This is a genomic window from Paenibacillus sp. FSL K6-1217, from assembly GCF_045040735.1.
Lineage (GTDB): Bacteria > Bacillota > Bacilli > Paenibacillales > Paenibacillaceae > Paenibacillus_AQ.
In genome coordinates, this window is sequence record NZ_CP150271.1 from 6,142,035 (window position 1) to 6,155,472 (window position 13,438).

Here is a 13,438-nt window from a genome sequence, read left to right on the forward strand (position 1 = left end):
CGGTTATGACTTTCGTTTGTTCTGCCGGGTCTTCATCATGAGAGGTCTGCGTTTCATCAGAGCCATCGGAGCGCGCAGGAACAGATCCTTCCAGTCACTGAGCCGGAAAGGGGAGATCGGCGACAGATAAGGTACGCCGAAGCTCTTGAGCTTGCTCAGATGGCAGCAGATCAGCAGGAAGAACAGAATGGTACCGTACATCCCCAGCACTGACGCAAACAGCATGCCAGCGAAGCGCAGCAGCCGCAGTGTGATCCCCGCGCTGTACATGGGAATGGAGAAGGAAGAGATGGCAGTCACGGCAACCACAATAACCAGGAACGGACTGACAATACCCGCCTGTACCGCAGCATCGCCGATAATCAGACCGCCGACGATCCCCATCGCCGGACCGATCGGCTTCGGCAGCCGGATACCGGCTTCGCGCAGGATCTCGATGGAGACCTCCAGAATCAGCACTTCAATCAGTGAAGGGAAGGGTACGCCCTGCCGGGTCTTGATGATCGTAATCGCAAGCTCCGTAGGAATCAGTCCCGGATGATAGGAGATGAACGAGATGTACAGGGCCGGAGCCAGCAAGGCAAGGAAGGAGGCGGCGAACCGCAGCATCCGCAGCAGGGTGCCCGGAAGCCAGCGCTCATAATAGTCTTCGGGCGACTGCAGGAGCATACTGAAGGTCACCGGTGCGATGAGCACGAAGGGCGTGCCGTCCAGCAGAATGGCAACCCGTCCTTCCAGCAGGGCGCTGATGACTCTGTCCGGCCGTTCTGTATTCTGGAGCTGCTGGAAGGGACTAAGATAATTATCCTCAATCAGCTGCTCGATATAACCGGATTCGGCCAGGAAATCAAAGTCGATTTTGCAGATCCGGTTCTGGACCTCCTCCAGCAGGTCGGGATTGACGATATCCTTCATATAGGCGAGCACAATGTCCCGTTCAATCGTGTTGCCTGCCCGGTAAGTTTTCATCTCAAGCTGATCGCTCAGGCCCTGGCGGCGGAGCATGGCCGTATTCTCGCTGAGCACCTCGGAGAAGCCCAGCCGGGGCCCGCGGAGCAGTGCTTCGGAGACTGGCTCGCCAATCGTGCGGTTAGCAGATCCGGGCAGCTCTATCAGGAGCCCGCAGGGCAGGCCTTCAATCAGCAGGCCGCCGTGTCCGAAGAGAAGAAGTTTATTGAAATTGTCTATAGCAGCCTCTTCCTTAAGCTCACTGAAGGGTAGCAGCCGGTCTGTAATGTCTGCGGAAGCCACAGGTCCGGCGGGCAGGCCGTACATCAGAAACTGCATAATCTTCATATTCAGCACCCGGTCATTCTGCATGCCGTTAATATGGATAAGCACAGCCCGGGCTCCGGCATTCGCAATCGTGAATTCTCTGAAATGCACATCGCTGTTGCCTCCGATGGCAGCCTTCACTGCAAGCAGGTCTGTATTATAGTTGCCGCTGAAGGAAGCCGGGCGTGGCGCGTCAGAATGCGCTGGAACCGGCGGCTGTGACTGGCGGGCGGTTTTGGTACCATAGCCAATCTGCCCCCGCCCGCTTCCTACGAACCGGTAGAGCGATCTATATATAAATCTAAGGAACAATGGAACAAGCAGAGCCGCACCCGCCTGTCCAAAGACTGCCCAGCCGGGTACAAACGATATAATGGTAGCGAACAGTGTGATCATCCCCAGCCGTAAGAATTGAACATCCGTGTTGACAGAATATCTGTGCTTATGAAGTTTCCCAAAGTTTAATTGATTTTACTCATTCTGGAGGAAAAAAGTTCTGGCAGAGACAGTTTGGGCGATTATCTATAAGCAGGGCGGCATATCAAAGTGAAGTAGAAGGATAATTGATAGAAGTGGTATATAATTCATAATAGAACAGGCTGTTTAAGGCAGCAGGAATGAAGCAATCAGGAAAGAGGCAGCGCATGAGAACCTTACTGGTCACAGGCTACCGGGCCCATGAGCTCGGCATTTATGACAGCAAGCACCCGGGCATTCCCTATATCAAAAAAGCACTCGCAAACCGGATTATCCCGCTGGTGGAGGACGGGCTGGAATGGGTCATCACTCCGGGACAATACGGTGTTGATCTGTGGGCTTGCGAGGTTGTGCTGGAGCTGAAGCAGCAATACCCGGGACTTAAGCTGGGTATTATCACCGCACATGCCTCACCGGAGGAGAAATGGAAGGAGGAGAAGCAGAATGAATACCGCCGGATTGTGGCCGGTGCCGACTACTACGGAGCCGTAAGCAATGCCCCCTATGACGGGAGCTGGCAGTTCAAGGCCAGAGATGATCTGCTGCTGCGCAAAAGCGACGGGATTCTGTTGTTCTACGACGAGGATGCAGCGGAGAGCAGTGCGAAATTCACCAAAGAGCGGGTCGTCAAGCTGCATGCCGAAGGCGATTATGAGCTGCACCTGATGCATGCCGAGGAGATTCAGAGCATTGCCGATGAAGAGAATCGGCATGATTATGATTGAGAAGGGGCTGCGCACCTGGGGCCTGTCCCGTGAAGGCAACAGGCATATGGGCATAGCCGCAGATTAGGCATTGTATCAAGAAGAATAGAGTACTTGGAATTGAAAGTGGTCAGATAAAGCTCTGGAGCGAAGGTGCCTTGCGCACCTTATAGTTCTGTTCGTAAGCGTAGGCCAGTCTGATAAGCACCGGTTCTTCATAGGCCCGGGCGGAGAAGGTTACGCCGAAGGGGGCGCCGGCTGAGGTATAGCCTGACGGCACCACGATGGACGGGTATCCGGCTCTTGATGTAATCCGGGCGCCGAAGTCGGCCGGGAACAGCAGGGCATCGAGCTGATGCTCGCGCATAGTGGCATCGATTCCCTGCTCCTTGCAGAGCCTGAGATCGGTCATCCGGTCACGCAGATATTGCGGCTCGGTGAAGGTGCCCGAGGTCGTAAGTTCGGCATCGAGCAGGGTAGCTTGCCCGAACTTCAGCGTCTCGGCCGGATGGGCATGATTGAAATCGATAATATCCTTCAGGGTGCGCATTGGGGCCCCCGGACCCAGGCGGGCGAGGTAGGCGTTCAGCGATGTTTTGAATTCATTCAGCACCACGGACGAATAGCTGATCTCCCGCGCCGTTGTAATCTCGGCCGGATCAATGATCGTGGCTCCAAGCTCCCGCATGCTCTCCACCGAGGCATTGAACAGCGCAAGCTGCTCCTCTGTCAGCTCCTCGAAATAATAATCCCGCGGAATTCCGATCCGTGCCCCCTGAAGCCCGCCCGCATCCAGGAAGAGGGTGTAATCCTCATGAACCTTACCTCTGTTCGTGCCCATGGCCGCATCGCCGGTATCCTGGCCGAGCAGCGCATTCAGCAGCAGGACGGCATCCCGTACGGTTCGTGCCATGGGCCCGGCGGTATCCTGTGTGCTGGACAGCGGCAGAATGCCGGAACGGCTGATCAGCCCAACCGTGGGCTTAATGCCGATAATGGAGCCAAGGTTGCCGGGGTTGAGGATGGAGCCGGAGGTTTCCGTTCCAACCGAGACCGTGCAGAAGTTGCAGGCCACCGCTACCGCAGACCCGGCGCTGGAGCCGCCTGTCGGAGTGGAGATATTGTATGGGTTAAGCACCTGGCCGCCCCTGGAGCTGTAGCCGGAGGGCATGCCGTTCGTCATGAAATTGGCGAATTCCGTCATGTTGGCTTTGCCCATAATGACAGCCCCGGCCTCGCGCAGCCTGCTGACGATGAAGGCATCCTCTCCTGCAAAAGAATCCGCTAAAGCGAGCGAGCCCGCGCTGGTATGCATGTTATCCCCGGTATTAATGTTATCCTTCAGCAGTACCGGTATACCATGCAGCGGACCGCGCGGGCCTTGATGCAGCCGCTCGGCATCCAGAGATTCAGCGATGAACAGCGCATCCGGATTAAGCTCCAGCACCGAGTTGACGGTCAGGCCGCTTTTGTCATGATCGGCTATCCGCTCCAGATACATCAGGACTAATTGTCTGGAGGTGATCTCCCCGGAATCCAGTGCAGCCCCAATCTCATCTATAGTAGCCTCTACGATTTCAAAACTCATGCGGGTCCACCTTCTTCCCTTTAGGATTTTGAAGTTTTCTTCCTCATCTAAGCACAGTTTTGCCTGTGTTGATAGTGTTCTTTTACCGCCCGGACAACCATGACTTTCGATGTAACTTTTAAACAGGTGATTAAAAGGGGGGCTCCTGTGGTTAAATACATCACAAGATTTAACAATACTACTTGCTGATATCATTAGGAGGAATCGAACTTGAAGAAATGGACTACGGTATTCATGGGTGTTATGCTATCTGCTGCCTTGGCTGGCTGCGGAAATAAAGAGGAGCTCAAACCATCAGAAGGGGCTGCCACCGCTCCAGCTTCAGCTGCTGCAACTACGGCTCCGGAGGCTTCTGCATCGGCAGCGCCGGCTGAACAGACATCAGACGGCGTTCCAACGGTGGAAGAACTGATCCAGAAGACGGCTGAAGCGGGAGCTGAGCTGAAGGGCTTCGCCATGGAGTCGCAGGTGAAGCAGAAGATTAAGATTAAACAAGGGGACCAGAATACAGAACAAGACACTGATATGACAATGAAATCCCAATACACCAAAGACCCGCTGCAAATGCATCAGGAAGTGGATATGAAGACCAGTCAAGGCGACCAGAAGATGGAGCAATATGTTACGGCTGACGGCTTCTATTCCCAGGTGGGCGGACAATGGATGAAGATGCCTTCTTCGATGACGGAGCAGGTCGTAACTGCCATGAAGCAGTCTGCAAGCCCTGAGAAGCAGCTGGAGCAATTCAAGGCGATCGCCGGGAAGACGAAGGTCACCGAGGATGGCGACAATTACCTGCTGGCCGCAGAGGTATCGGGCGATGATGTCAAAGAACTGGCGAAGACTTATATGAACCAGGGCGGCAGTTCCGATCCGCAGATGGCTGCCATGATGGAGCAGATGAACATCAAGAGCATGAATATCGCTTATGCGGTGGATAAGAAGACCTATTATCCAACCAAGACGGATGTGACCATGGTCATGGATATGACCAGCGGAGAGCAGACTGTATCGATTGATATGGATATGAAGGCGACTATCAGCGATCATAACAAGGTTACGGAAATCAAGATTCCGCAGGAAGTACTGGATGCCAAGGAATTTGAAATGCCGGCAGCACCGGCTGCCCCAACCACTCCGTAACAGGCATACCCAGCTGAATACAAGTGCAACACATGCAACCGGCGCTGCCGCCCCTACTAAGGACGGCAGCGCCGGTTTTGGTGTGCGTTGTCATTTTACAGATTAAACGAGTTGCTGATCATCCCAAAGGCTGCTCCGGCAATGACGGAGGTGATCAGCTTGTAGAAAATATATCCGGTCACAATATTGGCGATGGCAATCGGGTAAAAGGTGTCGATTCCCCGGCTGCCGCCTGTGTTCAGCGGATACTGAAACAGAACCGTATTCATGCTGATGAAGACGAACAGGAAGGCGAGCGCAAGCAGTGTGGTCGAGAAGGACAACAGGCTGACCGTGAGCGACAGGATCGCCAGCACCAGCAGCGCCACGGCCGGAACCAGCAGCGTCCCCAACCGGGTAATCAGCAATTTAAAGTCGAAGCTGACCTTCTCCAGCCGGAGTACGGCATAGACAGCTCCGCAAGCAACGGCAAGACCGGCTGCCGTTAACAGCAGCGGCTTCAGGAAGCCGGGGCCAAAGATGGCCGAGACATCCCATTTGATGAACAAGATGAGGAAATATAGAGCTGTCAGTAATGCGGTAAGTCCCATAGTGATCAGGCTGTTTATGAAATGGGCCGCAGGAATGTCCCTCATCGTACTGTAAGGGCGGGCAACGGCTCTCAGGTAGAAGCTCCAATACTGTTTGCCTACCGCCTGTGCCTGCTGTACACGTTCATCTTTGAGCAGGTTATTAAACTGCTCGGTTACCTTGCGCTGAGGCTGCGGTTGCCCAGGCTGGTTGTTTGGCCCCTCAGGATTTGTGAAGGGTGCTCCGCCTTCCGGATTGTTCATTGTGATTGATTCCTCCTTGTGAAATTTATGGAAAATGCCATTGGCTTTAGTATAAGGGGACTCACCGGTAAATTCTATAAATTTGCCGGAATATGCAGTAATGCACGCAAAAAAGCCCGTAAATCGCCGATAAGTGTCGATTTACGGACCTGAGCCCATTCTATTCCAGTGGTCCGTCCTCTACCCGGCCAAAGCCCTCTTCAGCCAGATATTCCTCCGCTTCTGCCGACGTCTCGAAGGCCATCTCCAGCTGTAGTCCGGCATAGAGATACCACAGATCCTCCTCGAATCTCAGGCTCAGCGTATGCCCATCCTCATTCTTCCACAGCGATTCAGCTTCCGCTCCGCCTGCCTGCGCTTTTTTCTTTCTTTTGGAAGGGGCAGGGGCCTGGGGAATGTACGTCAAGAGAGAAGTGATGGACGCATCCAGCAGCTCGCGCAGCGCCGCCTCCGAATAATCGCGGATATTGACCAGTCCCTTATCATCCGTCTCATAGCCCCGCAGCAGCCCGGCATAGACGAAGCCGTTCCCGTTAGGGTGAATATGCGAAGCCACCGTCTTCTTGTCATGGCGGCTCTGCTCCAGATGATAATTCACCCGTCCGAGCGAGACCTTCCGCGCCTCCAGCTGGGGATAGGAATCGAGTATTGCTAATTTCTGTTCAAAAGTAAGCATAGACAGCCTCCGGTTCACTTGAAATATAAAAATGTATAGGTTTCACGTTATACATTAGCCTTCTATTTCTCGCGGAAACGGTACCGTCCTTTAAAAGGAAGGTACCGTTTCCGCTTGTAGTCAGTTGATTATAGCATGCAGCGGGACAATGGACTACAGCGCCTCTCCCTGGCTTGTTACTCTGCCAGCGGCAGCCGCAGCACGAAGGAGCAGCCCTGCGGCGGGTTGCTGCCCAGCTCCAGACTGCCGCCCATGGCCTCGGCCAGCAGTCTGCTGAAGGTCAGGCCCAGCCCGAGTCCGCGGAGCAGGCTCTGCTTGTCCGAGCTCCGGTAGAAAGCCTCGAAGATCCGTTCCCGGCTGTCCGGATGGATGCCCGGCCCGTTATCCGTCACGGTGATCTCGGCTTGTCCCTGCGGCGTAACGGTAAGCGCAAGCTTCAATTGCAGCTTGCGGTCCGCTGTCTTCGCCTGCACACTGTTGCCAAGCAGATTCACGATAATCTGCTGGATGCGCAGCGGATCACCCCGCAGAAGGAGCGGGGCTTCCGGCAGATGAAGGATGGGCTCACAGACCTCCTCGCTCTGGGTCAGCATCCATTGATAGACAATCTCCTCCAGTAGCGGGGCCGCTGCAAGCTGATCATGCCGGACGGCAACCATGCCCGCTGTCAGCGCATTGTAGTCCAGCAGATCGGCGACCATATGCTGCAGCCGTTCGGTCTCAAGCAGAGCGATATCGAGGAATTCCCCGGCCTCCTCGCCTTCGACAACCCCCTCGCGTACCGCATGGAGCAGTCCTTTGATCGAGGTGACCGGAGTCTTAAGCTCATGGGACACGCCCGCCAGCATGATGGCCCGTGACTGCTCGAACTGCTGCAGCTTGCCCGCCATCTCCTGGAAGGAGACGAGCAGCTCGTGAATCTCGCGTTCCTTGGCCCCGGTCTCCAGCACGATATTATACTGGCCGCTGCTGATCTGCGCGGCGGCGGCCGCCACCCGCTGAACCGGCTTGGCCAGCTTGATCGACAACAGATAGATCGTCAGCCAGCTTAAGATAATCAGGAAGACGATGATGATGGAGAAGAAGGTGATCTCCTCCGTGGGGATGTGGCGCAGGGAGCGCTTGGACTGCATGACCAGCACTTGCCCCAGCGTGCCCTGGTCCCCCTGGATCTGCGCAGCAGCGGCTTTATATTCCGAAGTCCGCGAATCGGTCAGGCTATCATTGAGCTTGTACCGCATCTCCTCGTTTGTCATCGGGGGCTGGGAGTACAACAGCTCGCCTTCTGGTCCGGTGATGATTACGCACATCTCCTCAGTTACCTTGAAGAAGCGTTTGCGGTCCTCCACCAGCTTGTTCAGGCTTGGGGTAATGGCCAATTGACCGTCTGCGTCCACGCTGCGGTCAGCAATCTCCTGCGCCAGCAGGCCTGTCGTCTGCATCCGGTTGTTCATCGCCTCCTGCTGAATCCACCAGAAGGTGAACAGCGCCGTCAGCAGCAGCCCGATGCTGATGATCAGCAGATACCGCAGAGTCCAGTAAGTGAGAATGGAGGTGGTTTTCTTCTTGCTCTTATTTATGTTGTCCATAATTGATAGCCTGTTCCTCTCAGTGTGCGGATCTCGCCCTCACTGTCCGGCCAATGCGACAGTGCCTGGCGGAGTCTCTTGATGGACAGATCGACGGCCCGGTCGCTTCCCTCGTAATCCATCTCCCACACATGCTCCAGCAGCTGGTCGCGGGTGCAGATCTGATTCGGGCGCTCGGCCAGGAACAGCAGCACGGACATGTCGCGCGGGCTGAGGCTGACCTCCGCCCCGTTCAGAAAAATACTGCGCGCCGAGAAATCGATGAACAGGCTGCCGAAATGACGCTTGCGGCTGCCGTCCGACCACTGCGAGGGACGGCGCAGCACGGCGTTCACCCGTGCGACCACTTCCTCGGGAATGAAGGGCTTGGACATATAGTCGTCGGCTCCGCCATCCAGTCCCGCTAGCCGGTCGTTGATGCCGTCCCGGGCGGTGAGCATGATGACCGGGCAGCTGCTCTTCTCGCGGATCAGCCGCAGGAGCTGGAAGCCGTCCATCTCCGGCAGCATGATATCGAGCAGAACCAGCGAGGGCGGCGCTTCCTCGAAGGCTTCCAGGGCGCTCCGGCCGTCTGCGGCACGGGTAACGTGGAAGCCCGCTTTTCGCAGATACGCACTGAGCACCCTTGCGATAGCCTCTTCATCCTCAACGATTAGAATCGATTTCATGAGCTTCAGTCTCCTAGTTAAAATTACGACAATTCTATCATACTTGCGGGCCGGTGTGCTTTGACTTATTCCCGACATATTCCTTTGTTAGAATGGGAACCAAGCCAGACAGGCATAGAGATCATATTTAGGATGGAGGAATACGATGAAGAAGAAAACAATCGCCTTAGCCGCAGCTGTAGTGGTTATCGCAGGAGCTGTCACAGCATTCCTATTACTTAACAAGAGCCTTGGCAATAATGTGGAGATCGAATCGGTTATTCCTGCGCAGAGCCAGGGAACTGAGACCCAGAAGGCAGGAACTGCAAATGCGGCGGCAGCAACAGGTGCTGCGGTTACAGCAGAGCAGCTTAATGGTACCTGGACCATTGCCGACACCTCCAAGGTCTATTGGTCTGTAACCACATCCAAAGAAACGGTGAACTTCGTTGATCCGTCCGTGAAGGGGACCTGGAATGTGAACCTGGAGGATGCCAGCGCCATGAAGGGCGAGGGAACGGTAGAGATGAGTGCGCTGGATTCCGGCAACGGCCAGCGGGACGAGCATGTCAAGGGAACGGACTTCCTCTCAGTCACAGAGTTCCCGCAGTCCACCTTTGAAGTCAAATCGTTCTCGGAGCTTCCGAAGGAATGGACAGAGGGTACGGCGGTGCCGGTGAAGCTGGAGGGTACACTGATCGTCAAGGGTGTCCAGAAGGACGTAACTTTTGACTCGCAGGCCTTATATAGCGGCGGGCAGCTTATGCTGTCGGGTACAACCATGGTAACCTTTGAAGATTTCGGCATGAGCAATCCGCATTCGATCGTGCTGGATACCGAGAATAATCTTGAGGTCCGCCTGGAGCTTACATTAAGCAAATAAGATAAGGCTGTGGCCTTCATCATACGAGACTCTCCCTGTTACCGTGGATTCGCGGCTGGCGGGGAGAGTCTTTTGACGTTGCAAACTTTGTCTTAAGGGTTAAGTATAAGAGATACATAATCATTGATCAGGACGGAGGCTGATGAATTTGGACAAGAGAGCCACAACCATTCTGCAAAAATCTTTCTGGAGCGCGAACGGCTGGAAGGGGACATACGGTCCTTTTTCCGGTGAAGATTTCGACTATGCGAAGAGCAAGGGGGTTATGTTCGACCCCCTGACGATCACCCACGATGAGCTGGTGGAGAAGCTTCAGGAGCTGCACAGCGGAAGCGTGACCCGGGACAAGGTAGCGGCGGCCTTCCTGCACAGCCTGTCTACGCGGAAGGTGCATCTGCGGAGCGCCTTGTCCAGCTGGGCCTTGACCTCGGAGCTGCCTGTGCATGCCTACGCCCAGCCCCCGGCAGAGCAGCCAAGGTACAGCGGCTGTGCTGCCTGTGATGCCGGGCGGCTGATGTCTGACCCGCTCACCCATGAGGATCTGAATGTGCTCAATTTCGAGCGGGTCAAATGGGGCGGCATACGGCTCAATAAGCTGCTGTATTGCTGGCTGGATCTGGAGCTGTTCAGCCGGCAAGAGGAGGTGGAGGCTACTCCGCAGGATCTGCGTATTTTGCAGGATATGGCCGAAGCTGTTAAGCTTTGCGGCAGCAAGGATGGGGCACGGAAGCTGGAGAAGCTCTGGAAGGATATCTTCCCCTCGAACCGGCACGAACGGGATGTGATCATGGAGATCTGGGGCTATGCCGGTATACTGGTGCCGCAGGAGGAGCCGCGCCAGGGGCGGGGCGGAGGCAATGACTTCAATTCTGTAGCCAACTGGCGCGGGGAGGACGGTTACTCGCAGGAGCGGCTGCGGTTTCTGTTCGGGCTGTAATCCGGGGCAGATCGCTGCGGGCGGGAAGCGTGTACAGAGCAGAGAGATTTTGATAGAATCAGAGGGACCTGAGCTTCATTAAGAGGAGGATATATCAATGGCAGAAGATAACGCTTACACGATAAAATGGGGCATTCTCAGCACAGGCTGGATCGCCCACCAGTTCGCTACAGATCTGGCCCATGCCAGCAATGGCATAGCTTATGCCGTAGGCTCGCGCACGCAAGAGAGCGCGGATAAGTTCGCGGCGGATCATGGCATTCCTGTGGCATATGCCACCTACGAAGAGCTTGTGAGCGACCCGGAAGTGGACGCAGTATATATCGGAACACCGCATCCGATGCACAAGGAGAACGCGCTGCTGGCGCTGCGTGCAGGCAAAGCTGTGCTGTGCGAGAAGCCTTTTACCGTGAACAGTGGTGAGCTGGAGGAGGTAGTGGCCTATGCCCGGGAGCATAAGCTGTTCCTGATGGAAGCGATGTGGAGCCGGTATATTCCGGCTCATGTGAAGGTGAGGGAATGGCTGGCCGCCGGGCGCATCGGTGAGGTGAAGCTGGTGAAGGCAGACCTTGGGTTCCGTTCCGACTGGAAGCCGGAAGGACGCCTATTGAATCCGGCTCTCGGCGGGGGAGCGCTGCTGGATGTCGGCATCTATCCGGTCTCCTTCGCCTCGATGGTCCTCGGACCCCAGCCTGAATCTGTCGCCAGCACAGTCCATATCGGGGAGACCGGCGTGGATGAGCACTTCTCGCTGCTGTTGTCCTACGGGAATGGCGTAGCTGCTTCACTTAACGCAGGTATCCGCCTGAATCTGGACGATGAAGCCTATATTTATGGAACGGAAGGACGTATCGCAGTCAAAGGTACCCTGGTCAATCCGAAATCAGCCGAGCTCTACGTGAACGGCGAATTGGAGGAGACGTTCGAAGATGACCGCACCTCGGTCGGATACTGCTTCGAGGCGGAAGAGGTAGGCCGTTGTCTTCAGGCCGGACTGACCGAGAGCCCGGTGATGCCGCTGGATGAATCCGTAGCCCTGATGAAGCTGCTGGATGAAGTCCGGGCGCAGTGGGGACTGAAGTACCCCGGCGAATAAGTGCAGGCAGGAAGCTTCCGGGAAGGGGGAGAGCAAGTGACATTGACGAAGGACCGTTATCAGGGCTGCCTCCAGGGGCTGGCCGCCGGGGATGCGCTGGGAACAACTGTAGAGTTCCAGGCACCCGGAACCTTCAAGCTAATGACGGATATGGTCGGCGGCGGGGTATTCGCCTTGCAGCCGGGACAGTGGACGGACGACACCTCGATGGCGCTCTGTCTCGCAGAGAGTCTGCTTGCTGTGCAGGCCTTCGATCCGGCGGATCAGATGGAGCGTTATGTGAAGTGGTACCGCGAAGGCGCGCTCAGCAGTACCGGCCGGTGCTTCGATATCGGCAATGCGACGCGCGAGGCGCTGCACCGGTATGAAGCCAGCGGGGAGGCGTACAGCGGTTCAGAGGACCCGTTCTCTGCCGGAAACGGCTCGATTATGCGGCTGGCTCCGGTAGTCATGTACTACGCGGAGCAGCCCGCCGAGGCGATCCGCTATGCGGCAATGAGCTCAAGAACGACACACGGGGCCGCCGAGTGTCTTGCGGGCTGCCGCCTGCTCGCGGCGTATATTCTCGCCGGACTGCACGGGTGGAGCAAGCAGGAGATGCTGGCGCCGGATGCTTTTGGCGAATGGCTGGATGAGGATGATACCCTGACCCCGTCTATGCTGAACATCATGCAAGGCACCTACAAGATGAAGGAGCCGCCGCAGATCCAAGGCTCGGGCTATGTCGTGGAGTCGCTGGAGGCGGCGCTGTGGGCATTCCATAAGTCTGCCAGCTTCGCGGAAGGTGCGCTGCTCGCCGTGAATCTCGGCAATGACGCCGACACCACCGGTGCCATCTACGGCCAGATCGCCGGGGCGTACTATGGCCTCAGTGGCATTCCGGCGGAATGGAGCCGCAAGCTGGCAATGCGTGAGCTGATCAGCGACTATGCGGGGCGGCTGTTTACGGAGCGGGTGCAGTAAGCGGGAACTATAAGCTGCATGAGGCAGGCTGGATGCATGTGTTGAGCGCCCAGCCTGTTTGTTGTGCAGAGCGTGAGGTAGAGGTTGTGGTAGAGTATGAGGTTACGTTCGAAGCGTATATGGGAGACAAGTGTATTCTGTACAATTAAAACCGTTGAAAAAGCAGACTTTCCTCCTCTAATTGTAGTCTGTACAACTAAATTTGCCCGAATGGTTGAGAACCGGGGGATAGAGGTATTTTAGATGTACGAAATACAGCTAAGCCGCGATTCGATGGTACATCAGAGGATATAGTTGTACAGAATGCACTTAAGCTAACCGCTTGTACCTTAATGGGGGCATGAATGATGATATTAGGCAGATTCTGCACCCATCGCCGACTTCTACGCTTGAATTGAAAGTAGCCGATTGTATTTCCTGCAATAGAAAACGCATAGTTGATTGTGAAATGAGGTTCTGTTGTATTTCGTACAGTAGAATGTTGCGTAATGAGCGAAAAGTGGCCTTTATTCGACATTTTAATGTACCGAATTCAATAGAATCTATTTCGATGCCATTTTAGCAGCATTCCATTGTACAAAATACAGTTACTACTGTTCCAGCGCCTACAGCATACATATGACTGCC

At 55.5% G+C, this 13,438-nt stretch carries 12 protein-coding genes; 6 read left to right on the forward strand and 6 right to left on the reverse strand.

All coding sequences use genetic code 11. The annotated features are described in order from the left end of the window. Positions 1–3: 3 nt before the first annotated feature. Entirely contained in the window at positions 4–1,671 is a 1,668-nt protein-coding gene (locus tag MHH28_RS27105) for a spore germination protein (RefSeq protein ID WP_405107385.1), read from the reverse strand. A gap of 248 nt (positions 1,672–1,919) precedes the next feature. Between MHH28_RS27105 and MHH28_RS27110 the strand changes: the two genes are divergently transcribed. Further along, a complete protein-coding gene (locus MHH28_RS27110) occupies positions 1,920–2,477 on the forward strand; it encodes a DUF1273 domain-containing protein (protein ID WP_341187028.1) in 558 nt (185 codons plus the stop codon). A gap of 109 nt (positions 2,478–2,586) precedes the next feature. Here the strand turns inward: MHH28_RS27110 and MHH28_RS27115 are convergent, their stop codons facing one another. Further along, positions 2,587–4,044: an amidase family protein gene (locus tag MHH28_RS27115; protein WP_341187029.1), complete on the reverse strand. Its 1,458-nt coding sequence runs from the start codon at positions 4,042–4,044 to the stop codon at positions 2,587–2,589. Positions 4,045–4,254: 210 nt separating this feature from the next. Here MHH28_RS27115 and MHH28_RS27120 point away from each other — a divergent pair, with 210 nt between their 5' ends. Further along, positions 4,255–5,187 (forward strand): DUF6612 family protein, encoded by a 933-nt coding sequence (locus tag MHH28_RS27120; RefSeq protein WP_341187030.1) that lies wholly within the window; start codon positions 4,255–4,257, stop codon positions 5,185–5,187. A 95-nt stretch (positions 5,188–5,282) separates the two neighbouring features. On the opposite strand, the gene MHH28_RS27125 is transcribed toward MHH28_RS27120, so the two are convergent. The 4 genes from MHH28_RS27125 to MHH28_RS27140 form a co-directional block, all read right to left on the reverse strand. Next, positions 5,283–6,020: a hypothetical protein gene (locus MHH28_RS27125; protein WP_341187031.1), complete on the reverse strand. Its 738-nt coding sequence runs from the start codon at positions 6,018–6,020 to the stop codon at positions 5,283–5,285. 160 nt (positions 6,021–6,180) lie between these two features. Then, on the reverse strand, positions 6,181–6,696 hold the full coding sequence (locus MHH28_RS27130; protein ID WP_341187032.1) for a hypothetical protein: 516 nt from the start codon (positions 6,694–6,696) through the stop codon (positions 6,181–6,183). Positions 6,697–6,872: 176 nt separating this feature from the next. Beyond that, positions 6,873–8,285, reverse strand: coding sequence for a HAMP domain-containing sensor histidine kinase (locus tag MHH28_RS27135; RefSeq protein WP_341187033.1), 1,413 nt, complete (start codon positions 8,283–8,285; stop codon positions 6,873–6,875). Continuing rightward, a complete protein-coding gene (locus MHH28_RS27140; RefSeq protein ID WP_341187034.1) occupies positions 8,273–8,953 on the reverse strand; it encodes a response regulator transcription factor in 681 nt (226 codons plus the stop codon). Before MHH28_RS27140 ends, MHH28_RS27135 begins: the two co-directional genes overlap by 13 nt. Positions 8,954–9,098: 145 nt before the next feature. Between MHH28_RS27140 and MHH28_RS27145 the strand changes: the two genes are divergently transcribed. The 4 genes from MHH28_RS27145 (at position 9,099) to MHH28_RS27160 (ending at position 12,811) form a co-directional block, all read left to right on the forward strand. After that, positions 9,099–9,815 (forward strand): YceI family protein, encoded by a 717-nt coding sequence (locus MHH28_RS27145; RefSeq protein WP_341187035.1) that lies wholly within the window; start codon positions 9,099–9,101, stop codon positions 9,813–9,815. A 148-nt stretch (positions 9,816–9,963) separates the two neighbouring features. After that, positions 9,964–10,752 carry a hypothetical protein gene (locus MHH28_RS27150; RefSeq protein WP_405117265.1) on the forward strand — a complete coding sequence of 263 codons (789 nt, stop codon included), beginning with the start codon at positions 9,964–9,966 and terminating at the stop codon, positions 10,750–10,752. A 97-nt stretch (positions 10,753–10,849) separates the two neighbouring features. After that, positions 10,850–11,848, forward strand: coding sequence for a Gfo/Idh/MocA family protein (locus tag MHH28_RS27155; protein ID WP_405107393.1), 999 nt, complete (start codon positions 10,850–10,852; stop codon positions 11,846–11,848). A 36-nt stretch (positions 11,849–11,884) separates the two neighbouring features. Beyond that, positions 11,885–12,811, forward strand: coding sequence for an ADP-ribosylglycohydrolase family protein (locus tag MHH28_RS27160; RefSeq protein WP_341187038.1), 927 nt, complete (start codon positions 11,885–11,887; stop codon positions 12,809–12,811). Positions 12,812–13,438 lie beyond the last annotated feature (627 nt).

What these genes read in the sequence shown, in the direction of transcription:
- MHH28_RS27110 (WP_341187028.1), top strand. Translation starts at nt 1,920, where the DNA reads ATGAGAACCTTACTGGTCACAGGCTACCGGGCCCATGAGCTCGGCATT.
- MHH28_RS27135 (WP_341187033.1), bottom strand. Translation starts at nt 8,285, where the DNA reads ATGGACAACATAAATAAGAGCAAGAAGAAAACCACCTCCATTCTCACT.
- MHH28_RS27155 (WP_405107393.1), top strand. Translation starts at nt 10,850, where the DNA reads ATGGCAGAAGATAACGCTTACACGATAAAATGGGGCATTCTCAGCACA.
- MHH28_RS27115 (WP_341187029.1), bottom strand. Translation starts at nt 4,044, where the DNA reads ATGAGTTTTGAAATCGTAGAGGCTACTATAGATGAGATTGGGGCTGCA.
- MHH28_RS27145 (WP_341187035.1), top strand. Translation starts at nt 9,099, where the DNA reads ATGAAGAAGAAAACAATCGCCTTAGCCGCAGCTGTAGTGGTTATCGCA.
- MHH28_RS27105 (WP_405107385.1), bottom strand. Translation starts at nt 1,671, where the DNA reads ATGATCACACTGTTCGCTACCATTATATCGTTTGTACCCGGCTGGGCA.
- MHH28_RS27130 (WP_341187032.1), bottom strand. Translation starts at nt 6,696, where the DNA reads ATGCTTACTTTTGAACAGAAATTAGCAATACTCGATTCCTATCCCCAG.
- MHH28_RS27140 (WP_341187034.1), bottom strand. Translation starts at nt 8,953, where the DNA reads ATGAAATCGATTCTAATCGTTGAGGATGAAGAGGCTATCGCAAGGGTG.
- MHH28_RS27125 (WP_341187031.1), bottom strand. Translation starts at nt 6,020, where the DNA reads ATGAACAATCCGGAAGGCGGAGCACCCTTCACAAATCCTGAGGGGCCA.